Origin of the sequence: Bradyrhizobium genomosp. I (2014) (assembly GCF_000261685.1) — a bacterium.
Taxonomy (GTDB): domain Bacteria; phylum Pseudomonadota; class Alphaproteobacteria; order Rhizobiales; family Xanthobacteraceae; genus Bradyrhizobium.
The window spans coordinates 108,034-128,301 of sequence record NZ_AJQE01000044.1 but is presented as its reverse complement, the minus strand read 5'-3'; the positions used below and the strand labels follow the sequence as shown (position 1 = coordinate 128,301).

Below are 20,268 nucleotides of genomic sequence, written 5' to 3'. Positions count from 1 at the left end.
AAAGTTATCTTTTGCGTTCAGGGAACCGTCTCGCCCCTGCTCGCCAACATTTATCTGCATGAGCTCGATCAGCAAATGCAGACAATGAAAGCGGACTTCGACAAAGGCCGCGTGCGTCGCCCATTCCCGCGCTATGCCGCGCTGGAACGGCGCGTGCTCCGTCTTCGCCGCAAAATTGAACGGCTCCGTGCCGAAGGCGCGGATCAGGCCGAGATCGACGCTGCACTTGCAGAGATCAAAGCCGTCAATAAGGAGAGACGGAAAGTGCCTTCCGTCGATCCGATGGACCCCAACTTCAAAAGGCTCCGCTACTGCCGCTACGCCGACGACTTCCTCATCGGCGTGATCGGGAGCAAGCGGGAAGCGTGTGAGATCATGGCTAGCGTCGAACAGTTCTTGACGCACGCCCTGAAGCTCGCCGTGTCGCCCGAGAAAAGTGGAGTTCACGCCGCTTCAAAGGGAGTGACCTTCCTCAGCTATCGCATCTCGACATACACATCCTACGGGGCTGGACGAAAAACCAGCCGCACGGGACCGGACGGACGGACATGGCGCGTGCTACGCCGCCCGACCACCGACAATGTCAGCTTGCGAGTGCCGCGGCAAGAAGTCACCAAGTTCTGTAAGCGACACGGCTATGGCGACCTCGCCAGGAAGACTGGCCGTCATCGCGCACAGTTCCTTGTTACCAGCGACGTCGCAACCGTCCTCGCCTATAACTCGGAGTTCCGTGGATTCGCGAACTACCATTCGTTGGCCGACGACATCAAAAGCGCCTTGGGACTGTTGGAGCTTGTCGTGTTCCGCAGTGCCGTGAAGACGCTGGCGATGCGACATCGGACGACGACAGCGAGAACCATGAGGCGTCTGTGGAATGGGACGGACTACGAGGTTAGCTCTGTAGTTCGTGGCAAGCTTCGAAGCATCAAGCTGTGGAGACTGAAGCATCTCACTCAAACCTTCTGGCCGAGTCCTATTGTGGACAACGTCACGGCAGGCGCGTGGTGGGTCAAAAACCCAAATGATCTCATCGATCGACTTAGCGCTCGCAGGTGCGAAGCGTGCGGCGGTACGAGCGGACCATTTGAGATGCATCACCTCCGCCGCGTAGGAGATCTGCGAAGCGTGCTGGCGGTTTGGAAACAGTCCGGTTGGCGGCGCAAGACCGTTGTCCTGTGCCCGGCATGCCGAACAACCGTTTCTGGTCGAAAGCATGCGCGTACGGAAAGCCGTGTGCATTGAAAGGTGCCCGCACGGTTTGGAGGGAGGCGTAGGGATATCCTCTTACGAGGTGTCCCGCGCCTACCCTACCGAGACGCTGCGCGGCTCGGTTCACGAGAGCCCGGTGCGGCCCTGGCCGCACGCGCCAAAACCTGAGCGAACGTGATGCAAGCAATGATACGTGCAGTCGCGAGACCGGTTAAGAAGGCACCCGACCCGAAGGGCAGTGATAGCGACGCCGGCACGCAATGAAGGCGGGCCCGAGGGCGAGTGCCTCCGGCGAGCGACTCAATGCGGCTTCACGTCTCCTTGGTATCAATTTTGCTTTTGTGATATCGTCTCACTCGTGTGCATGTCTATGCACGGCGTGGGCATGTTCACTGAGAGCCAATTCTTACAGAGGACGACATGGCCAAGAAAGCGAAGAAGGCAAAGAAGACCGCGAAGGCAGCTACCAAGAAGGTGGCAAAGAAGACTTCAAAGAAAAAGAAGTAGTCGTATCGGCTACTGATCTATTGCCGCCTCCGGCTCGCAACCCGGATGAAAAGCGAGACCTCCCAAAGGATATGAAGCGTCCTTTGCAGCCGTTCGGTATCGCGGCACGCTAAGATAAGGCCGGACCTTTGTGCAGGTGGCTGCTGCATAAAGGTCCGGTTTTTCGTTTCTGCCCCCGCGAGGGCGTGATCTGCTCGTGGGGCGAGGGATCGCAGCCGGAGCGCCGAGACGCTCAGCGGCTCGGCTCACGAGAGCCCGGTGCGGCGACAGCCGCACGCGCAAAACGGATAAGACGTCTGAAGTATCGGAAAGCGGTTTCATCATTTCGTTCTCGCCCAGCCTACCACCTGGCCGACTGGAAAACTCGGCCTCGAAAAACCACGAGATCCCACGATCCCGAATCCCAGTCGTGTGTTAGCGATGGGGAACGTCTGGGGGACTAAACGATTCGTCTCCGCGTGGGAGAACCTTTCAATGCTGATGACCAAGCAAAGACAGCCGGCGATCCGCACCCTGCGCGGTTGGGCGATCAACGTGCTGAACGAAGCCGGCGCCATCCGCGAGTGCGAGGAGCACGGTTGGATGCAGGACCGCGCCGATCCGCATGCACGAGAGCGCGCCTTCGATATCGCCCGTCAGGAGCCGCCAGCAGACGTATCCCGTGACGTAGCGGAAGCCGCGGTTCGTGACGTGCTGGACTCGATTGGTGACAGCTGCCCAGAATGCCCCCCTGATGAGGAGGACCGGCGCTAAGCTTCGACGCGAGCCCGTCTCCTACTCAGCGGCCTAGCCGCCTTTCCACCCGCTTCCGCGTATTGCCGACCTTTTTGACAGCCTTCTTCACCGCCGGCGCCGACTTACCTGTCTTCTTCGCCTCGTACTGCACTTCGTAGTCCTGCCCGCCGGCCACCCGTGCCCGATCCTGCTTTCGTCCGCGCGCCGCCTTCGACTTCTTCGCTGCCGCCATGGATACCTCCTGTTCGTGGCACCGAGCAAACGCAACAAGGATTCGCAGGTTCCGGAACGATTCGAACTGTGCCAATTTGAATCAGCTGTAGCGTGGAGTTCTTCAGTGGTGTTTCAGCGTAAAATGCCGGCCGCTATCGGCGTCAAGGCGCCCTTCCCCGGCTTCATCGAACCGGCCCTGGCCACCTCGATCGAGAAGGTGCCGTCCGGAGAGCGCTGGGTTCACGAAATCAAGTTCGACGGCTACCGTGTTCAGGTCCATCTCGCCAACGAGACGGCAAAGATCTTCACCCGGCGCGGCCACGATTGGACGCATCGCTTCAAGAAGGTTGCTCATGACGCCTGGCGGATCAAGGCGAACTCGGCGGTGGTGGACGGAGAGATAGTGGTACCGGCCGTGGACGGCACGACCGATTTCTCGGTCCTGCAGAACGAGCTTAAGGGCAAGTCGACGAGCATCGTGCTCGTAGCGTTCGATCTGCTTTATCTGAATGGCCGCGATATCCGGAAGCTACCGCTCTTTCAGCGCAAAGCCGAACTCAAGAAGATCCTGAGCGGCACCGACATCCAGTTCAGCGAAAGCTTCGAAATAGACGGCCGCGAGATGTTCGCGCACGCCTGCAAGCTCGGCCTCGAAGGCGTCGTCTCGAAGGTCCGGGGCAGCGCCTATCCAACGGGACGCACGAATGATTGGGTCAAAAAGACCTGCGTACAGCGTGAGACGTTGACCATTGCCGGCTTCGCACTCGATGGAACGAAGTGGGACGGCATCTACGTCGGCCGGCGCAAGGGCGACGATCTGGTCTATGCCGGCAAAGTCGACCACGGCTTCGACAAGGTCTCGGCCGCCGATCTGCAGAAACGGCTTAAACCCCTCATCCGAAAGACCCAGCCTTATACCAAGCGCATCGGTCACAAGGGTATCTGGGTCGAACCCAAGCTTCTGGCCGAGATCGAGTATCGCGCGAAGTCGGCCGAGGGAAAGGTTCGCCACCCGTTTTTCCGGGGCCTGCGGGAGGACCTGTAATGGATGCGTTCGACCGCTTCTGGCAATGGGCGAACAAGCCCCCGGAAAGTCCCCTGACGATTCCGGCCGAGCTGCATCAAGCGGTCATGGAGCTCGCTCCCGAGGACCGAGCGGACCGCACCACGGTGAACCGAGCCGCAGCGCGCGCACCAGCCCCCGAACGATGATCGCTTGACGGCAACCCTTTGGCTTCCCTCGGTGCCGCCGAGCAAGAACTGCCAAGAAGCTAATTCCGCGCACGCTGCAGCGCAGCTTCCAATCGCTCCCTCTCCTTATTCCAGCGATCGTCTTCGGTTTGCGATCTCTTCGCGAGAGCCTCAACCTCGGCCTGGATGGCGGCAGCCCGCTTCGCGTGCTCCTGCTCCGCCTTGTCCAGCGCAGCCTGCGCCTTGTCGACGGCCTGCTGACGGCGCTCACGTTCTCTCTGCCTGGCGGCCTCCTCCCTCGCCCGTTCACTCTCCCGGCGCCTCTCCTCCCGCTCGTAGGCAAGCGCAGCCTTCCGCTCGGCCGTCTTGTCGACGGGACGCGAGGAAGGCTTCTTCACAATTTGGCCCTTCGATTTGCGCGGGGCGTTCGTCGATCTTCTGTCCCCGCCGAGATCGGAGGGCAGTTCGGCTTGCTCGCTGAAGGATCGGTTGGATCCGACCGGGCGCCTGAGAACGACACCCGGCTTCTTCATGGCCGCAGCGATGACGTCCGGATCGTCGCTTTCCCTCGCTGCGCCCTGGTGGAAGAGGTTGCTGTTGGCGCCCCAGGCCTCCAGGGCCGCTTTCATCGAGGGGGCGGCGATCGCCAGATCGAAGAAGCCCAGCGAAGTCTGAAAAGTTTTCAGTTTTCTCGCCATCGGTCTGATCCGCCCTCCTTAATCGAGCGTCAACGTCGCATGCCACGGAGCCTGCGGAACACGACGCGGCCCCGAAGCGTTCCCTAATCCTTGAAGGACGTCCATGCATTTCGCAACGTGCTCTTAAGGATTGGCCTCGATGAGCCGGACGTCGACCCTGCCCAAGCGCCTGCAGCCGATGCTCGCTACGCTCACCGACGCGCCGTTCGACGATCCCGGCTGGGTTTTCGAGGACAAGTATGACGGCTTCCGGATGATCGCCGAAATCCGGCGAGGCAAGGTTGCGCTCTACAGCCGAAATGGCAAGATCATCAGCCGCAGCTATATCGAGGTCGCCAAAGCGCTGGAGGGCGTGAAGGGCGATGCCGTGATCGACGGGGAGCTCGTCGCGATCGGAAAGGACGGCGTCTCGCATTTCCAGTTGCTTCAAAACGCGCTGCGCCATGAGGCGAAGCTCCTGTATTGCGCCTTCGACCTCACGTTCGCAGACGATGAGGACCTGCGTGCGCTGCCGCTCCTCGAGCGCAAGAAGCGGCTCAAGGCCATCCTTCCGCGCCACAAGCTCATCGCGTTCAGCAACCACCGCAAAGGCAAGGGAACGAAGTTCTTTGCAGAAGCCGAGCGGAGACATCTCGAAGGCATCATGGCCAAGCGCGCCGATAGCCCGTACGCGTCCGGACGCCGGACCGCCGACTGGCTGAAGGTGAAGACCGCGCAGCGGCAAGAGGTCGTGATCGCCGGCTTCACGGCGCCGAGGCGAACCCGGCCTTTCTTCGGCGCTCTCGTCCTCGCGGTACGCGAAGGGGATGCATGGCGGTACATAGGCCACGTTGGCACCGGCTTCAGCCACCAAGTTCTCGAAGAGCTTCACGGCAAGCTCATGAAGCTCAAGACGGCGAAGTCGCCCTTTCCTGCCAAGGTGAAGGATGAGGGGGGCACGACCTGGGTGCGCCCTTCGCTGGTCGCGGAAGTGAAGTTCGCGGAGTGGACGAGCAAGGGCGAGCTGCGCCAGCCGGTCTATCTCGGCCTGCGCTCCGACAAGAACCCGAAGGACGTCGTTCGCGAAAGGAGCCGGTCGCGAAATTAATGCCGCCCAGACGAAGCGTACGACTGAGAGTTCAGCCGGCGGTGCGCTCAGATGCCGAAGGCCACGGCGGCAGTGGCGGCAACCCGAGAGCCTTACGTACCGGTCCGAACGATCGCCGGTGAGCTGCGCATGCGCCGAGTCTGGCGAGCGCTTCATAATGAGCCGGCACCGGGTAGCCCTTGTGATCCGCGAAGCCATAGCCGGGGTGTCGCACGTCGAGCGTCCGCATGACGGCGTCGCGCTCGACTTTCGCGAGGATGGAGGCGGCCGCGATGCTGGCGGACTTTGCGTCGCCCTTGATAATAGTCTGCTGAGGGATGTCGATGTCCTTCAACCGCTTCGCATCGATCAGCAAGTGCTGCGGTGTCAAGCCTAGCCCCCGGACCGCACGCTGCATGGACTGAATGCCCGCCCAATAGATGTTGATCGCGTCGATCTCCTCGACCTCGACGAACGCCACGGACCAAAACTCCGCCTTTTCCTTGATCTCCTTCGCGAGTTCTTCGCGAGCCGCGGCGTCGAGTTTTTTCGAGTCGTCGATCCCGACTATCCGCGTGCCAGGTTTCAGGATCACGGCGCCAGCGGAGACTGGTCCAGCGAGGGGGCTCATTCCGGCCTCATCCACGCCTGCCACGGCATGATGGCCGCTTTCCCAGAGAGAGGACTCGAAGCGGAGCATCTTGCGAAGGCGCTGCCCTTCGGACCTATTTTCGAAGCGGCGTTTATCGATTGTAGCCAGGATGGCACGCGCTCCGGCGCGGGTGTCGGCCCGCAAGATCTGCTCGACGCTGGCCTCGAGCGGTCTTTTCTCGACGACATAGCGCTGACGCAATACATCGAGTGAGTACTGGGACATTACGGCCTTCGTGAAGATTGACTGTTGGGGAGCATGTCAGTGAACTTTATGGCGATTGTCTGAAGTAGCTATACAGCCTCACCGACCGCGCAACGCCCTTTCAAAAGGAACCCGGCCAGCTCTCCCGCGCGGGTCGGCCTCCATTTCCTCGCTATATTGTCGCTCGCCGGCTCGGTAGAAGGACCCGTGCTCAGTCGCCGTCCCGAGTAGATCGGGACCGGCATGGCGGCAAACAAGGTAACGGCGGTACGCTTGGGGCTGGGGAGGCAAAATCGACAGTCCGGGACTATCAAACTGCTGCTCCCATTTGGCGGATTTTTCTTGCCTCAGTCGCTACCTCAAGAGGCGTTTGCTCTTGCCCGTTCGCGCGCCGCGCGCCGACGTTCACGTCTTTCGCGCCGCCGTTTGGCACGATCGGCAGGCTGCGGCAGCGGAGGAACAGGCGCCGACGAGGTCGCACTCGTCTCCACAACCGGAGGGGCCTCGGCCCTTTCCAAGGCCGTTGGCCGCGCTTCCATCAATTCGAGCAACGCCCGTCCTTTGGACGTGATCTTCCATCCTCCGCTTATCCGTTCGACCAATCCTTGTGAGAAGATGTCGAGGTCGGGCACTTTGGCCGCGAGGCGCCTGGTCCGGTCCGCCCAGTCGCGACCACTCGTTGCCAGGATGGCCATATCCCTCTTGAGGTCCTCCATCACGGCAAAGCCGTCCGGATAAGCTACCAAAATCTTCAGGACGGTGACTTGAAGGTTCACGTCCGCCCCGCGATCAGCGCCACATCGTCGGCGCGTGCGAGAGGGCGTCGCGACCAATCTGTTTGAGACCTTCGGGAGAAAACTCGCCTCTCGTCGCAGCCTCTAGGATTTTCGACGCGACGTGGGTACGTGCCCCGATCTCGCGGTGCGAGACGCTTTCACAGACTTCATCGAGAACCGCGCGCAAAAGCGCGGTGGTTGCCGTGTCGAACATAAGCTGCCCCCTAAGGGAAAATTTAATCCTAGCGCGGTTTCGCCCGCTTGGGATTCAAGCATGTTAAACTTTGGGGACGGTGCACTGCACCCACAGCTGCGTCTCGCCACCAATGAATCGCCTCTCCGGCCGAAGCTGCCAAAACCGAGCTGATTAGGCTGAAAGACTACGCTGCAAAACGCGAGGTCGACGGCTCTATGCGCCGTTGGTTCGGCCTCGAGCGGTCGCCGTTCTGCCGGGCAACGCGATAGTCTCAGGCGATCTCGTCGAGATGGGATTTACCATCCGCCAGAGCCTGCGCGGATGACGAAGGAGCGACCGTCTGGCGTGACCGGTGCTTCACGATAGGCTAGGCCGACTTTCGCTGCGGCTTTGCAGCCGGCTTCTTGGCCGCGCCCTCCTTCGCCGTTTTTTTGCCGGTGATCGGCATCAGCATTTCCTTCTGCCCAGCGGTCGCCTTGCGCGGCTTCTTGGCTGTCTTCTTCGGCGCCTCTGTCGGGCCCGTGGTGTCTCGTCCGATGCTCTTGCGCAGCGCGTCCATCAGATCAACGATATTCTCGCCCTGAGGACGCGCCTTCGCTGTGATGGGTTTGCCGGCGCGCTTCTGATTGATGAGATCGATGAGGGCAGTTTCGTACTGGTCTTCGAACTTATCCGGCTCGAAATGGCCGGCCTTCTGATTGACGATGTGCTTGGCGAGATCGAGCATGTCCTTGGTAACTTTGACATCCTGGATGTCGTCGAAATACTCATCAGCTGAGCGAACTTCGTAGGGATATCGCAACAGCGTTCCCATCAGGCCTTTGTCCAGCGGCTCCAGCGCGATGATGTGCTCGCGATTGGTCAGGACCACGCGGCCGATCGCGACCTTGTTCATCTCGCGGATGGTTTCCCGAATGACGGCGAAGGCATCGTGCCCGACTTTACCGTCGGGACGCAGATAGTAGGGGCGAATGAGATATCGCGGATCGATCTCGCTGCGGTCGACGAACTCGTCAATCTCGATGGTTCGTGTCGATTCCAGCGCGACGTTCTCAAGCTCCTCCTTGGTCACCTCGATGAAGGTATCGGTATCAATCTTGTAGCCTTTGACGATGTCCTCATTGTCGACCTCCTCGCCGGTGTCGGCGTCGACCTTGGCGTACTTGATCCGATGGCCGGTCTTTCGGTTCAGCTGGTTGAACGAGACCTTTTCGGATTCCGAGGTAGCCGGATAGAGCGCAACCGGACAGGTGACGAGGGAAAGACGCAGGAAGCCTTTCCAGTTGGCGCGGGGGGCCATCGCGGGGAACTCCATTACTGATGCCGGATTCAAGACGAACTAACCAGGCTTGGTTCCGACATCGCGAGCCGTCCCATAGGAGGATTTTTCTCAGCAGCTGCCCTCGTCGGACTCGACATTTGTTCTTGTTATGTTCTAATTCAGGCATGACCGACCGACCCGCGAGCTGGCGCATGCCGACCCCGAAGCAGATGGAAAAGCTGGCCGCTGAAGCCGCCCGTAGGCCGAGCCCTTCCACTGCGGACCCCGACGCCTCTCTCCCAGCCGAATACTGGGAATCCGTCCTCAGAGACCCTCGCGCCGGCACGACCGAAGCCCAAATGCGGCAGCGGCGTCTCTCCGAAATTCAGCGTCACGTACTCCGCGTCTCCTGCCGCCGCTGCGAGCGGACGGTGGAAATCCAGACCGCCGATGCGGTCCGCTTGTATGGCGCCAACGCGTTCTGGAAGGACGTGGCGCAGCGATTGCTCGACAACACCTGCCAGCAGCGCACCGGCAGGCAGGAAGAAGACGGGCGCTGGCCAGCGTTCGAGACGCCGTAGTCGCTCTGGATTTGCCGGTCCGATCTCTTTGCGCCTGGATGTCCGGATGGCCCCGAAGTATCACCCTACGCCCCTGTCGGGCGGCGATCGCAAGGCTCTGGCGAAAGAGCTCGGCAAGGCACGCGCGATGGCCAACATCCTGGCGGCCCAATCGGCGGAGATGCGGGCCAAAGGCGAGGCGATGATCCAGCAAGCCGATAAGCTGCTTTGCGAAAGCTGGAACGAGCGGATGTGGAGTGACGGCGAACCGATCGATCCGTCGCCGACCATCGACCAAGCCGTGAACGGAGGCTTCCCCTGGCTGGAGATCAGGTGTGCGCGCTGCAAGACGCCGAGCGACGTGGATCTCGCGGCGATGAAGCACCCGCCGACCACCTTCGTGCACGATCTCGCCAGCCGGCTACGCTGCCGCAAATGCGCCAAGGCGGGCCGGCGTCCATCCGCGACTCTGCTACAGTTGACGTGGCAGCCGCGCCACCCTCGAATCGAATCCTGACCGATGTGCAATCTTTATTCGATCACGACCAACCAAGCCGCGATCAGCGCGCTGTTTCGCGTCGTGAACCGATACGTTGGCAACCTGGCGCCGATGCCGGGGGTTTTTCCCGACTACAAGGCACCGATCGTGCGGAACGGAGCCGAGGGTCGCGAGCTCGCTACGGCGCGATGGGGAATGCCATCGTCATCAAAAGCGCTGATGGACGCCACGAAGAAGCGAGCCGAAAAGCTCCAGGCCAAAGGGAAGGCAGTGGATTTCAAGGAATTGCTCAGAATGGAGCCGGACGGCGGCACGACGAACATCCGAAACGTGAAGAGCAAGCACTGGACGAGATGGCTGGGAGCCGAAAACCGCTGCGTGGTGCCGTTCAACTCCTTCAGCGAGTTCAACAAGGCCGAGGGCGGTGATATCTGGTTCGCGCTCGATGAGACCCGTCCGCTCGCCTGCTTCGCCGGCATCTGGACCAACTGGACGTCCGTCCGGAAGGTCAAGGAGGGCGAGACGACCAACGACCTCTACGCGTTCCTCACGACCGAGCCGAACGCCGAGGTCAGCGCAATCCACCCCAAAGCGATGCCGGTGATCCTGACGACGCCGGACGAAGTCGAGACCTGGATGATGGCCCCTCTGGACGAGGCCCTGAAGCTGCAGCGGCCGCTTGCCGACGGCACGCTGCAGATCGTGGCACGCGGCGTCAAGGAAGATTCGGCCGGCTAGCGACGTGACCATCGAGGACGAGGACGCCCAGGCGGCTTCCCCGAGCCGCCAGCGCAAGATCATCCACATCGAGATGGACGCCTTCTATGCGTCCGTCGACCGCTGGGCTGAACTCGCACACCATGCTCGTCCGCAAGATTTGGGGCCGGCGCTCAACCACGCGACTACCAGCGCTGGTCGACTGCGTGACGAGCCGCCTTGTCCGCCTTGATGAGGCCAATGCATGATCCGGCCAATTGCGTATCTATCCCGGCCCGGGCGGCTCGCCCTCGCCTAGCGTAATCAACGTCCCGGAGCTGTATGGCTGGAAGTCTGGCAGCAGTGAGAGGATCGAGCCGTCGGGCTGGAGGAATTCATGATTAGCGCCCGGAATCATCTCCGGGTCGAGTGGAATGCGCGCGCTCGGATTGTGAAGAATGACCGCACCCTCTATCCATTTCTCTGAATAGCCAGGAGCATGGACGTCCCGTGAAAAAGGCAAGGGTGCGGGGCCCCTAGGATCGATCTCGCCGCGCCGAATGCCAGTGTGTGTCATCTTAAGACAGCGGTCTCCGAAACCCGCGACGTAGCCCATGCGATTGAACTTCGGTATCGTCCCGACAGGATTGAGCATCACCGCGCTGACATTTTCTGCCTCGGGCAGGCCGAAGAAATATGGCGGCTCTTGCCAGCCTTCGTAGACATGCTCGCGGATCCGTTCGATCCGGCGCGCACCGTCAACTATTGAATGGCGCACACCAAACACGTACTCGGTTGCAGGCATGATGATGCGCGACATCGATTGCGGGCCGTGAAAATCCTGTAGCGCGATCACGAACGGCATGTCCGTTGCCCCAGGCACCGTCCAGTAGCGCGTCTTATGGTAAAGCTTCCGCTTGAGCGCGCGCGCGACTTTGATCGGTACGTAATTTTCCAGATAGGCCCGCGCTTCGGCAACGTTCTTTGGCCGGGGCGCGCTACCCCGTTGCGGCGGGTTGATAGTTGTTGCCTCAACCGCGAGCCGGCCCCTCGGGCTGGTGAGCAAGAGGTCGGGCACGGCAACCCCCTCTTCGTGTGCGAAGCCGAGTTCGGTAAAGGTTGCGAAGAGATACAGTTCCCATACGCGAGGATCGAAGCCTGTAGTCTGAAACTGCTCGATGAAATTGCCGTCGGCATCCTCATAGAAGCACATCATCGCCTGGATGAGCTCGCGCGCGGGCGAATAGCGTGGGTCCTCGAGCAGGACGCGGAACGTCGGATTCAGCCGCGATTCGGGCACGATCGGCGCGAAGAAATCGACTGGCGGACCTTCCTCGTCACCCTGATGATAGCTGGAGTCTGGTTCGAGCGCGTGCTCTGTCAACGCAGCCTCGAGGGAAGCCCTGGCAACTTCGAACGACGTTAGAGATGCGTCAACTGCGATGCAGCGAAATCGCAAGCGTCGATCGCGACCGAGCAGGATCCAGCCGAAATCGTGGTCTATGCGGTCCCTGGTCACAACGCCCAACAGCCGTTCGTCGGGCGTCGAGAACCAAGCGGCTTCCTGCAGCAGCGTGATCAGGTGAGGCTGCCGGGTGTACCCCGCCAGCGCTTCGAAGCGCTGCTCACTAAGCGTGCGCATGACGAGGTTCAGCTTCGTGGGGCCAGCGGCATGGGCGGGAATGGCTTGCGCGCCGGCGGAGGAGACGGCGGGGGTGGCATGACGCCGGGAGTCGTTGGCTGTATCGGCGGAGGGAAATAGGCGGGTGCCGCTGGCAAATAAGGCTTGGTGCCAAGGCCCCAGAGCGAATCGATATTGCCGAGATAGAGCCCGACTCGGTGGTCGCTGTCCTGGATCAGACCTTCAAAGAAGTTCTGATGCGGGTTGCCAGGTGACCGGTCGAAGGAGCCAAGCTCCGCGGGCCAGGGATCGTCGAGCCCTTGGACGATCGCCTCGACTGCGGTGCGATAAGCCGCAGTGCCTGCCTCGCTTCCGCTGAAATAGAATTTGGCAGCAACAATGGCGGTCAGCCCGCCCTTGCGTTCGCCAATAAACTGCACCGGAGATAGCAGGCCTGCCATGTAGATTCGCTCGACCGCCTCGATCACGCGCTCATCATGATCTTCATCCCAGATCACCGCAAAGTCATGGATCTGCGGGTGGTCGAGCCGTCGCCGCGTGACGTCGAGCCACTCGATACAACGGAAGACTGAATAATGGGTGCCGCGGCCGAGCGCGCCGATCGGTGCCGGTTCGTCGTAGAGGCAGGCGAATAGGTTCGAATATTGGCGTACGTCGGCCATGAAGCAACTCCGATCTCATCAGTGTTGACGTGGATTCCTCCACAGCAGCCTCACTTTCGGCGGGGCCACTTAACCGATGAATTTTAACCGATTCCACCGCTCTGTCCAAGCAAAGGTCTGGGTTATGCTGCGTAACATCGATGTTGAGATCGTGCTCCGATCCGGGATCACGTTAATCAGACCAAGGGGCAACGTGGGGCATGCAAGTAACACTATTGGACGCGAAATCGACCGCGCGCCGGCTCTCGGCGCTTATCCGAAAGCATGATCGCATTTCTATCGCTGTCGCCTGGGGCGGAATCACGTCGGTGGCCGATACACTTCTCGCGAACAGAGCCAAATTTGAATCCATTCTCATCGGCGTCGACTTTTCTGCGACAGATCCTGATCTTATCGATCGTCTCGTCGATGTCCCGAATGCTTTCGTCGCTAAGAATCGACCAGGTTGCTTCCACCCCAAGATCTTCTATTTCCAATCCGGTACCATTGCTGAGGCGATCGTCGGGAGTGCCAACTTCACGAAGGGTGGCCTTGGACCAAACCTCGAGGCAGGCGTCCACGTCAGAGGTGCAGTTGAAAATCCTTTTTTCCAGCAAGTCAGGGACCAGCTCGATCGGTACAAGCCTTTGTGCCTTCCGATTACACAACCACTGGCTAACAGCTATCGCCGACAATCTAAGGCCGCCGGCGGCTCGCCGAGGCCCAAAAAGCCGGTGCTGCCAGGTGATGGAAAACATTGGACAAGCTTCAATTCGCCCCTCGGCATTATGTCCTGGACGGAGTTTGCCAAGCAGGCCCGGCAGGACCTGCATCATGACTATAAAAAGCGTTTGAGACTGGTACGCGCGATCCAACAACTCTTCGCAAAAACTCCCTCGTTCGCCGACCTGTCATCCGCCGAAGCAAAGGGCGTCGCGGGCGTTCTTGGCCGCGTAGAAGCTCAGGAGGCAGGCCTCGAGGACCTGGAATGGGGATGGTTCGGCTCGATGGGTGGCGCGGGAACCTTTGCCGAACTGATTGGCCTGGAAGATAAGACACTAGCTAAAGCGCTCGACGCAGTCCCTAAGCGCGGGAACGTCACAGGAGCGCAGTTTGACGACTACGTCGCGGCATTCACCGTCGCGTTCTCGCAATCCCGGCGTACCGCGCGCCTTGCTCCGGCCACCCGGCTCCTCGCAATGAAACGCCCCGACTTCTTCGTCTGCGTGAACGGTGGCAACACGGCAGGTCTCGCCGCCGCGCTTGCGTTTGCGCCCACCACCATCAAGCTCGAAAACTACTGGGAGCGGGTGATCGAGCCCATCCAACACGCGCCTTGGTATAACGCCCCGCGCCCGACAGGGTCGGAGATGGAACTGTGGGACGCGCGGGTCGCTATGCTCGATGCAATTTACTACGAGCCAAGGAATTGAGTGGGGGGTGCACGCCGCCTTCATTGTCCTTTTCTAGAGTTCTTCCGGTCTCATTCAGCAGGAATAGGATGACGTCGTACTGCACTTTCCTCGTGTTTAATCCCACTCACGTCGAGGCAATCGATTTTTTGTGCTCGGCTGCGGGATGGAAAATTCGCTTTATTGCTGATCCGTCCGAACGATTTTGGTTTTACAGAAATGGTGTAACAGAGATCTCGCATCCTGCCGCACTCATCAAGCCGCGTGCGGGCTCTGTTGCCGGGCAACTGATGGTGATCGATTCGGACGAGACGACAGCCAACAATATCATTGGCCTGGTCTGCACGGCGTGCGACGTTATCGAGGGAAATTGCAAGCAAAACGCTCGATTTCGACGGGCTTTTGAGCTGCCTGAAGATCCCACTGAGCAAATAGGCATTTTCCGCGACGTGTTTCGGAGGCATGGCTTCTTCGAGCAATTCAGCCATAATCTTGATTTCCCGCTTGCAGTGGCGTTGGCGGCAACTGCATGGCAGGACAGACGTCTGGTGTATGCGATCCACAAACTTTCGCGAAGCTTCGAAACGGAGAGCATCACCTGGTGGTCAACTCACCCAAGATATGGCCAAATTTTCGAGAAGCACTCTGAGCGCTACTCAGCTCACGTGAACACCTCGATAGCAATCAACCTTGCTTTCTCAGCGATTGAAGAGATCGAGCTCCAGGTGAAGTCGAGCGCAGCGAAAGCACGGTTTCTAGCGGGTGACTGGAACCCCGCCGTACTGAAAGATATTTTGGATAGACTTCAGAAGGCGGGGATAGAAGTTGGCCAAAAGGTGAATTGGATCGTGAGGGGCGAGGAATCCAAGTCGGAAGAAAGCATCAAGCCTGCACTTGGGGCGCCCGCTCCGTATGGCGACGGTCAAGTCGTTCGTGATGTTGAATTGACGATACCTGAAGCTCTCCACGTCAGCAGCTTCATTCGAAACTTTATGACGGCACACGGTTTCAGTGAAGCGTCGGCGTTCTTAGGTCCCTATGAAGTCTTCAACGTGCAGAGTCTAGCGCGCCGGCTCATACTCTCGAAAAGCAGACTGTGGAACGTCAGTACCGACGATATTTTAAGTCGGACCGATTCTGAAACCAAGAGCTAACGATTCTCCAGTTCTCGACCTTCGAGAAAAATGAGATGCCTGCTGCGCGCGTTGCGTAGCGAGCATTATATGGTGCCCGAAAATTAGCTATTCGCGCTGTTCATCGCACTTCACATGCAGCGTCAACCAGCCGCGCGGCCAGGGGCAGAGGCAATCATGCCGTGAACGGCAGGATAGAGCCGACCGGCATTGGCCAGCCAGGACATCACCGTGAGATGGGCTCGCCAACCTCGGTACTCTGGATCATCATCGATGCCGAGGGCGCGGTCGCCAATCGGTGCGTAGCGGGTCAATTGCTGCGCGATGCCCTGCCGCCCGAATATCCAGCAAGCAACCCGATGGCGGGAGAGCATCACGCATAGCCGGCCGGCGTCGAGGTGGAACGCCGATGCATCGGCACGCCCCGAGAGCGGATGATGCACGAACATGAAGGCACGCTCGATCCCCTGATAGCGGTTGGCGGTTTCAACAAACACGCTCGCAAGATCGCGCCCGAGGCGCTCGCGCACGGCGTTGACCTGGCTGACATGAGCGCAGACGACGCCGATGTTGTCCGGTGTAACTCGGGACACGACACCATCGTCCCTGACCCACGCGTTGCGCATGAGCAGGCGGCGGACGGATGCGACGAGTTCATCGGCAATTTCTTCGTCGCGCTCGCCCGTCAGCTGCGGCGGCAGCTCGACCATGACGATCTTGGCGCCCGCGGTGACCGCATCGAGCGCGGCGTCGAAAGGCATTATGCCGGCAACCTCGAAGCGGAGTTCACGGTCCTCGCTCATCGCCTCGAACGGCATTTCGGGATAGAATGCAGGCTGCACCAGACGGACCGTGTCCGTGTTCAGTCGCCGTGACACCGGCAATGACATCTGCATCACGGCGGGATGCCGCTTGACCAGGGCGGCAGGCGACGAAACTTGCGGACCAGCCGGGTTGCACCGCCACCGTTCAATCTCACAGTGGACGAAGGGGTCGATCTGACCGGGATCTCCGATCATTACGAGACGCGGCGCGAGATTGGCGATCAGCTGAAAGCGGTAGTCGGGAAGCTGGAAGGCTTCATCGACAATCTGAAGGTCGAACATTGCCTCGCCGGTGTCGATCCAGCTCCATTTGGCGGCGTTGCCGATGGTGATGCCGGGTTGCTGAGGGATGTGGCCAAATTCCTCGATGACGCGAATATTGCTATTAGTCCGAACGTCAGCCGGTAGATCGAGGCCCCTTCTCGCGTAGAGGTGGATCGGGAAGCCATCCGCGTTGCGCCCGAGGCGCCGGGCGAGATCGAAAGCCTGTTCGTTGGTCTGAGTAACGACCATGCAGCGCTGATGAAGCAGGCGCGCGCTCTGCAGCGCAAGCCGCTGTGCGACACCGGTCTTGCCGGCGCCCGGAGGTGAACGCAAGACGACGGCCGGCACGCCTTGCCACTGGCTCTCGAGAATCTCTCGAAGCGCCTCATCGGCAAGTGTCTGCGGATCGGTCATCACACGAGCCTTTCTACAGCAGCAAGCAGATCGTTTGGCCTGGGCCGGTTCGAGGGCGTCGCTGGCGGTACAACCTCGGTATGCGTCCAAGGAGCAGAGGCAAGTCGAGTATGCATCTGCGCAAATTCGCGGACCGTAGCCCCCCAATCCGGATTCTCCGGCCCCAGATCAAGGACATTTCCGATGTCGAGCTGCAGGGCAGCGCGCTTACCCTTATCGACGGTCGCGCTTACCCAGCTGATGGGACCGTGGCGCTCGACCTCGGTGACGCGGATGCAGAGCTTCGGATCATCGAGATGCCAGAGCTCGTCGCCGGCACGCAAGTGGAGGCTCTCCTGGGCAGTCGAGAGCACCATCCTGGTCTCGAATATCCGCGGTGCAAGCCGTACCTTCTGCCGGTCGACGAGCGTGCCGCGCAGCACGGTGCCGCTTTCGACGCCGCGCTCGCGGGCGGCATGGTCATGGCGCACAAAGGCGGCCTCAACATTGTCGACGGTACGCTCGCGCGCCACGATCTTGAACGCGGCGGCCTTGGCGGAGTCATGGTAGGGCAACCGATGGCCCTCATCCCGCGCCTCCATGAACCGGGCGAAGTTTGACGCTTCTTGTTCCCCCAAAGAGACGAGCGCGGCGTTGTGCTGCCACCTGGGGTCAGACAGGATCGCCATGCCCTTTTGGGTCGCCGTGTAGATCGGGCGGATAACGCCTTCCATCATTTGCTGGATCCGGCCCGCATGAAAGTCTTGAGCACGGACATCGTTGTCCTTGCGGGCCTTGTTGAACAACGCCACCGCCGGCTGTAGTTCATCGGCGTCGAACCGGGGATCAGTTTTGGCGCCCATCGGCTGCTGCTCAGCCATCGCGACCGCCGCGAAAATGTCGCGGCCGGGCGGCGGTTCTATCCAGGTCAGCAGGGCACCCAGATGCTCGTCCTCGGTTTCCTGCTGACCGGTCGCAAAATGAGCCGTGAGAGCGGATGTGGCGCTGATCAGGGCCTGCTGGCCGGCGATTGGCGAGCGCTCGCCCGCATAAGTCCAAAGTTCGCCGAGCCGTTGCACGTGCTGGTCGTCGGTAAATCGCAGGCGGTCTGCGAGCGTATCCAGATGGCCCAGCGCTCCGTCCGAGGAGACCCAGATTTGGGGGAACGTCCCCTCGGCGCGACACTGCGCGTAGTAGGTCTCGAAATGTGGGAGTAGCCAACGCAACAGCTCGTACTGGTCGTCGCGGCGCCGGGGATCTGCAACGACCTTGATCCGCGGCGCGACGCCAAGGCGACCGACCGCGACGGCATGCACGGACGTGTCTTCTCCGGCCATCGAGAGCATGGTCAGGATTTGTGCACCGGGCTGGATAAGCACCTGACGCTGACTGACGATGCGGACGGCTTGGCCTTGTTCGAGCGCGCGCATGCGGGCGACGACGTTGAGGAGATCAGCCATTGGCAATCCGATCGAGAAGAGCTGAGGCGGCCCGCAGCTCGGCTGCCAGGACCACTTCAGCGCGATTGTCAGGAGGACGGCCGCTGCCGTTCAACAGGTCCATGGCGCGGTTGAGCGAACCGGCTGCCGCCAGTTGCTCGGCAGCCTGATCGCCAAGGATGATCGCGTTACCCTGTGCCTGCGCCTGAGCACGGCAGTGTTGCCAGAGCGCGCAATGCTCCTTGCAACTCGAGCAATAGTGGTTGGGCAGCGCTTCGATGACCTCGGGCTTGGCGAGAGACGCTCCAGCAGGAAGCATCTGCTCGATCTGGTCGAGGTCGCTCGGCGCCGCCGCCAAGGCGCGGGTCAGCGAGGCCAGTTCGGACTCGGCTCGCTGGGCGGCGTAAAGCCGCGGCGTGAATGAACCCGGGGCTTTCAAGACGATATCGATCCGGTCGCCGGCAAGCTCGACCGGTTGCCCAAGCGAGGTCAGCAGTTGCTGCAACGCCAGCGTGCCCACCGACGCTTCCCGGCAAGCCGTGCGGATGTGGGCCTTGTTGGTCTTGCCGCCACGGTCGGCATAGGACTTGATGACTCCTACACGATAGAACGGTTCTCTGTCGCTCGCGACCAGATAGTCGAGTTCGATGGCGTGGGTGACACCCACGATGGTCAAGGCAAGACGCGGCTTCAAGATCAGATTCGGAGCTGCTGGGTCACCGCGCAGTTTCAGCTCGATCAGCCGGCGGGTTTCGCGCTCGCGGCGAATGCAATCCACCTGGGTGTCGCGTGGCGCCAGATCGGCCACGTTCGTGATCTTAGCGTCCTGCGGATCGAGATGCCCCTTTTCGCGATAGACCGTCAACAGCGACCCGCCGGCGTTCGAGAGAAGGCGCTTCTCGAAAGCCTGGGTCAGGGTGATGGCGAAGGGTGACATCGCATCGGGCAGCTCGCCCAGAACGTGCTCGATCACCTTGCTCGGCGTGAGCCCGGTGATGACGATCGCCCGAAGGCGGGTGCAATTGGCATTGCGCGCCAGGCTTTCGATACCGCGCGCACCAACCTCAACTGCCGTAAGTCCACCACGAAGCCGATGCAGTCGCGCGTTCTCGGGCGTCAATTGATGGCCCTCGCTGCTGCCCCGGTATCGATGAGCACAGGTCGGCCCCACAGGCGGACTTGCGGGCTGGCGGTTGCAAACCGGGCGCAAGCCTCGCCCCGCTCGGCACGGTCCGCCTCCTCAAGGACCGAGAGCTCGGCCCGGGCGGCCTCCGTTACCTTATCGGTATCGACAAGAACGCCGGTCTCGGTTGCTCCGGGGATCGCACGGGCGATAGGAAAAAGGAGACGTTCGATATTTTTCGACTCGGGGGCGCCGGCCTCGCGCAACTGCTTCAGCCGGCGTGCCAGACTCTCCGCGATGCGCAGATGATCGGTGCGCATGCTGCGCGACCCGACAATGCGCCGATCGAGACTCCATGCGGAGCTGCACAAGAGACGTGGAATGGCCGTGAGCTCGGCAGCGTTGATCGCCGGGACGATCCAGGCCGGTCGGGCAGCGATGTTGCGCCTGGCCGCATTTTCCTCGTCCCGCCTCAAGCTGGCAAACCGCGACGGCGATGGGCGAATACCAGTCAACGCCGCCGTCAGATCTGCGATCAAGGCCGGTGGGGCGGGTACACCAAGATCATCAAGGGCATCGAGAGCCAGTTCCCGCAAGGGCTTGGCCGGTTTACGACCCCGAGGTGCGGCGATCTCGCGAGCCTCAAGTTCGGCGAAGCGCAGTTGTTCAGCGAGGCTTTCGTATTCGGCGTTGAGCTCGGCGATCTTTGCCTGAGCACGCTCGCGACCGATGGCGTCACCTTCAGCGAGCGCCTTGGCCAAGCTGGCATACGCCTGTTGCAGCTTTTCAGCGTTCCGGGCCAGTTTTTCAGCAATAGATAAGGTGTGAGACATGGAGGCAATATAGACTTCCATGCTCTTCCATGCAATACCATGCTTTGATTTGCTCGATGGAACTTTGTTCCGAAGCCTAGTATTGCATAATTTGCATATTT

The 20,268-nt window shown here is 60.8% G+C and carries 23 protein-coding genes; 11 read left to right on the top strand and 12 right to left on the bottom strand.

Annotation, left to right across the window (positions count from 1 at the left end; genetic code table 11):
- The coding region (locus IC50_RS05275; protein WP_035701248.1) for a group II intron reverse transcriptase/maturase at nt 1–1,242 on the top strand (1,242 nt) is incomplete at its 5' end.
- Between the two features lie 948 nt (nt 1,243–2,190).
- Nucleotides 2,191–2,469, top strand: coding sequence for a hypothetical protein (locus IC50_RS05270; RefSeq protein WP_035701339.1), 279 nt, complete (start codon nt 2,191–2,193; stop codon nt 2,467–2,469).
- Nucleotides 2,470–2,494: 25 nt separating this feature from the next.
- On the opposite strand, the gene IC50_RS05265 is transcribed toward IC50_RS05270, so the two are convergent.
- The gene (locus tag IC50_RS05265) at nt 2,495–2,683 is read right to left on the bottom strand and encodes a DUF3606 domain-containing protein (RefSeq protein ID WP_035701337.1); all 189 of its coding nucleotides are present in this window, start codon (nt 2,681–2,683) and stop codon (nt 2,495–2,497) included.
- 123 nt (nt 2,684–2,806) lie between these two features.
- Here IC50_RS05265 and ligD (IC50_RS05260) point away from each other — a divergent pair, with 123 nt between their 5' ends.
- Nucleotides 2,807–3,709 (top strand): non-homologous end-joining DNA ligase, encoded by a 903-nt coding sequence (ligD, locus tag IC50_RS05260; RefSeq protein ID WP_440588136.1) that lies wholly within the window; start codon nt 2,807–2,809, stop codon nt 3,707–3,709.
- Nucleotides 3,709–3,876: a hypothetical protein gene (locus IC50_RS42360; RefSeq protein WP_193374087.1), complete on the top strand. Its 168-nt coding sequence runs from the start codon at nt 3,709–3,711 to the stop codon at nt 3,874–3,876. The genes ligD (IC50_RS05260) and IC50_RS42360 overlap by 1 nt, the downstream gene beginning before the upstream one ends.
- 59 nt (nt 3,877–3,935) lie before the next feature.
- On the opposite strand, the gene IC50_RS05255 is transcribed toward IC50_RS42360, so the two are convergent.
- The gene (locus tag IC50_RS05255; protein ID WP_035701243.1) at nt 3,936–4,553 is read right to left on the bottom strand and encodes a cell envelope integrity/translocation protein TolA; all 618 of its coding nucleotides are present in this window, start codon (nt 4,551–4,553) and stop codon (nt 3,936–3,938) included.
- A gap of 139 nt (nt 4,554–4,692) precedes the next feature.
- On the opposite strand from IC50_RS05255, the gene ligD (IC50_RS05250) reads away from it, so the two are divergent.
- On the top strand, nt 4,693–5,640 hold the full coding sequence (gene ligD / locus IC50_RS05250; RefSeq protein WP_035701241.1) for a non-homologous end-joining DNA ligase: 948 nt from the start codon (nt 4,693–4,695) through the stop codon (nt 5,638–5,640).
- 31 nt (nt 5,641–5,671) lie between these two features.
- Here the strand turns inward: ligD (IC50_RS05250) and IC50_RS05245 are convergent, their stop codons facing one another.
- From IC50_RS05245 to ku, 4 genes are all read right to left on the bottom strand, one after another.
- Nucleotides 5,672–6,496: a ribonuclease HII gene (locus IC50_RS05245; RefSeq protein WP_035701239.1), complete on the bottom strand. Its 825-nt coding sequence runs from the start codon at nt 6,494–6,496 to the stop codon at nt 5,672–5,674.
- A gap of 338 nt (nt 6,497–6,834) precedes the next feature.
- The gene (locus tag IC50_RS05240; RefSeq protein WP_035701236.1) at nt 6,835–7,251 is read right to left on the bottom strand and encodes a hypothetical protein; all 417 of its coding nucleotides are present in this window, start codon (nt 7,249–7,251) and stop codon (nt 6,835–6,837) included.
- A gap of 13 nt (nt 7,252–7,264) precedes the next feature.
- Nucleotides 7,265–7,465, bottom strand: coding sequence for a hypothetical protein (locus IC50_RS05235; RefSeq protein ID WP_035701234.1), 201 nt, complete (start codon nt 7,463–7,465; stop codon nt 7,265–7,267).
- A 349-nt stretch (nt 7,466–7,814) separates the two neighbouring features.
- Complete coding sequence (gene ku, locus IC50_RS05230) at nt 7,815–8,747, bottom strand: non-homologous end joining protein Ku (protein WP_035701335.1); 933 nt, start codon at nt 8,745–8,747, stop codon at nt 7,815–7,817.
- A 146-nt stretch (nt 8,748–8,893) separates the two neighbouring features.
- Here ku and IC50_RS05225 point away from each other — a divergent pair, with 146 nt between their 5' ends.
- The 4 genes from IC50_RS05225 to IC50_RS05210 are packed head-to-tail and all read left to right on the top strand — an operon-like array spanning nt 8,894 to nt 10,716.
- Nucleotides 8,894–9,289: a hypothetical protein gene (locus tag IC50_RS05225; RefSeq protein ID WP_193374086.1), complete on the top strand. Its 396-nt coding sequence runs from the start codon at nt 8,894–8,896 to the stop codon at nt 9,287–9,289.
- A 46-nt stretch (nt 9,290–9,335) separates the two neighbouring features.
- On the top strand, nt 9,336–9,785 hold the full coding sequence (locus IC50_RS05220) for a hypothetical protein (RefSeq protein WP_035701232.1): 450 nt from the start codon (nt 9,336–9,338) through the stop codon (nt 9,783–9,785).
- Nucleotides 9,786–9,788: 3 nt separating this feature from the next.
- Nucleotides 9,789–10,505 (top strand): SOS response-associated peptidase, encoded by a 717-nt coding sequence (locus IC50_RS05215; protein WP_035701230.1) that lies wholly within the window; start codon nt 9,789–9,791, stop codon nt 10,503–10,505.
- A gap of 4 nt (nt 10,506–10,509) precedes the next feature.
- Nucleotides 10,510–10,716, top strand: a complete 207-nt coding sequence (locus IC50_RS05210; RefSeq protein WP_035701228.1) for a hypothetical protein — start codon at nt 10,510–10,512, stop codon at nt 10,714–10,716.
- A 33-nt stretch (nt 10,717–10,749) separates the two neighbouring features.
- Here IC50_RS05210 and IC50_RS05205 read toward each other — a convergent pair whose 3' ends face one another.
- Both IC50_RS05205 and IC50_RS05200 read right to left on the bottom strand, forming a co-directional pair.
- Nucleotides 10,750–12,105: a hypothetical protein gene (locus IC50_RS05205; protein WP_035701226.1), complete on the bottom strand. Its 1,356-nt coding sequence runs from the start codon at nt 12,103–12,105 to the stop codon at nt 10,750–10,752.
- Between the two features lie 8 nt (nt 12,106–12,113).
- Nucleotides 12,114–12,767, bottom strand: coding sequence for a hypothetical protein (locus tag IC50_RS05200; protein WP_063826450.1), 654 nt, complete (start codon nt 12,765–12,767; stop codon nt 12,114–12,116).
- A 308-nt stretch (nt 12,768–13,075) separates the two neighbouring features.
- Between IC50_RS05200 and IC50_RS41130 the strand changes: the two genes are divergently transcribed.
- Nucleotides 13,076–14,179 carry a phospholipase D family protein gene (locus IC50_RS41130; protein WP_157460883.1) on the top strand — a complete coding sequence of 368 codons (1,104 nt, stop codon included), beginning with the start codon at nt 13,076–13,078 and terminating at the stop codon, nt 14,177–14,179.
- A gap of 68 nt (nt 14,180–14,247) precedes the next feature.
- Nucleotides 14,248–15,312 (top strand): hypothetical protein, encoded by a 1,065-nt coding sequence (locus IC50_RS05185; protein ID WP_035701216.1) that lies wholly within the window; start codon nt 14,248–14,250, stop codon nt 15,310–15,312.
- Nucleotides 15,313–15,434: 122 nt separating this feature from the next.
- On the opposite strand, the gene IC50_RS05180 is transcribed toward IC50_RS05185, so the two are convergent.
- From IC50_RS05180 to IC50_RS05165, 4 genes are read right to left on the bottom strand one after another with little or no spacing between them, the layout of a single operon-like run.
- Nucleotides 15,435–16,793 carry an AAA domain-containing protein gene (locus IC50_RS05180; RefSeq protein ID WP_035701213.1) on the bottom strand — a complete coding sequence of 453 codons (1,359 nt, stop codon included), beginning with the start codon at nt 16,791–16,793 and terminating at the stop codon, nt 15,435–15,437.
- Nucleotides 16,793–18,232, bottom strand: a complete 1,440-nt coding sequence (locus tag IC50_RS05175; protein WP_035701211.1) for a hypothetical protein — start codon at nt 18,230–18,232, stop codon at nt 16,793–16,795. Before IC50_RS05175 ends, IC50_RS05180 begins: the two co-directional genes overlap by 1 nt.
- The gene (locus IC50_RS05170) at nt 18,225–19,331 is read right to left on the bottom strand and encodes a hypothetical protein (protein WP_035701205.1); all 1,107 of its coding nucleotides are present in this window, start codon (nt 19,329–19,331) and stop codon (nt 18,225–18,227) included. The genes IC50_RS05175 and IC50_RS05170 overlap by 8 nt, the downstream gene beginning before the upstream one ends.
- Nucleotides 19,328–20,188 (bottom strand): hypothetical protein, encoded by an 861-nt coding sequence (locus tag IC50_RS05165; protein WP_035701202.1) that lies wholly within the window; start codon nt 20,186–20,188, stop codon nt 19,328–19,330. The genes IC50_RS05170 and IC50_RS05165 overlap by 4 nt, the downstream gene beginning before the upstream one ends.
- Nucleotides 20,189–20,268: the final 80 nt, after the last annotated feature.

Coding starts and splice junctions, on each gene's coding strand:
- IC50_RS05270 (WP_035701339.1), top strand. CDS start 2,191: ATGCTGATGACCAAGCAAAGACAGCCGGCGATCCGCACCCTGCGCGGT.
- IC50_RS05265 (WP_035701337.1), bottom strand. CDS start 2,683: ATGGCGGCAGCGAAGAAGTCGAAGGCGGCGCGCGGACGAAAGCAGGAT.
- ligD (WP_440588136.1), top strand. CDS start 2,807: ATGCCGGCCGCTATCGGCGTCAAGGCGCCCTTCCCCGGCTTCATCGAA.
- IC50_RS42360 (WP_193374087.1), top strand. CDS start 3,709: ATGGATGCGTTCGACCGCTTCTGGCAATGGGCGAACAAGCCCCCGGAA.
- IC50_RS05255 (WP_035701243.1), bottom strand. CDS start 4,553: ATGGCGAGAAAACTGAAAACTTTTCAGACTTCGCTGGGCTTCTTCGAT.
- ligD (WP_035701241.1), top strand. CDS start 4,693: ATGAGCCGGACGTCGACCCTGCCCAAGCGCCTGCAGCCGATGCTCGCT.
- IC50_RS05245 (WP_035701239.1), bottom strand. CDS start 6,496: ATGTCCCAGTACTCACTCGATGTATTGCGTCAGCGCTATGTCGTCGAG.
- IC50_RS05235 (WP_035701234.1), bottom strand. CDS start 7,465: ATGTTCGACACGGCAACCACCGCGCTTTTGCGCGCGGTTCTCGATGAA.
- ku (WP_035701335.1), bottom strand. CDS start 8,747: ATGGCCCCCCGCGCCAACTGGAAAGGCTTCCTGCGTCTTTCCCTCGTC.
- IC50_RS05225 (WP_193374086.1), top strand. CDS start 8,894: ATGACCGACCGACCCGCGAGCTGGCGCATGCCGACCCCGAAGCAGATG.
- IC50_RS05220 (WP_035701232.1), top strand. CDS start 9,336: ATGGCCCCGAAGTATCACCCTACGCCCCTGTCGGGCGGCGATCGCAAG.
- IC50_RS05215 (WP_035701230.1), top strand. CDS start 9,789: ATGTGCAATCTTTATTCGATCACGACCAACCAAGCCGCGATCAGCGCG.
- IC50_RS05205 (WP_035701226.1), bottom strand. CDS start 12,105: ATGCGCACGCTTAGTGAGCAGCGCTTCGAAGCGCTGGCGGGGTACACC.
- IC50_RS05200 (WP_063826450.1), bottom strand. CDS start 12,767: ATGGCCGACGTACGCCAATATTCGAACCTATTCGCCTGCCTCTACGAC.
- IC50_RS05185 (WP_035701216.1), top strand. CDS start 14,248: ATGACGTCGTACTGCACTTTCCTCGTGTTTAATCCCACTCACGTCGAG.
- IC50_RS05180 (WP_035701213.1), bottom strand. CDS start 16,793: ATGACCGATCCGCAGACACTTGCCGATGAGGCGCTTCGAGAGATTCTC.
- IC50_RS05175 (WP_035701211.1), bottom strand. CDS start 18,232: ATGGCTGATCTCCTCAACGTCGTCGCCCGCATGCGCGCGCTCGAACAA.
- IC50_RS05165 (WP_035701202.1), bottom strand. CDS start 20,188: ATGGAAGTCTATATTGCCTCCATGTCTCACACCTTATCTATTGCTGAA.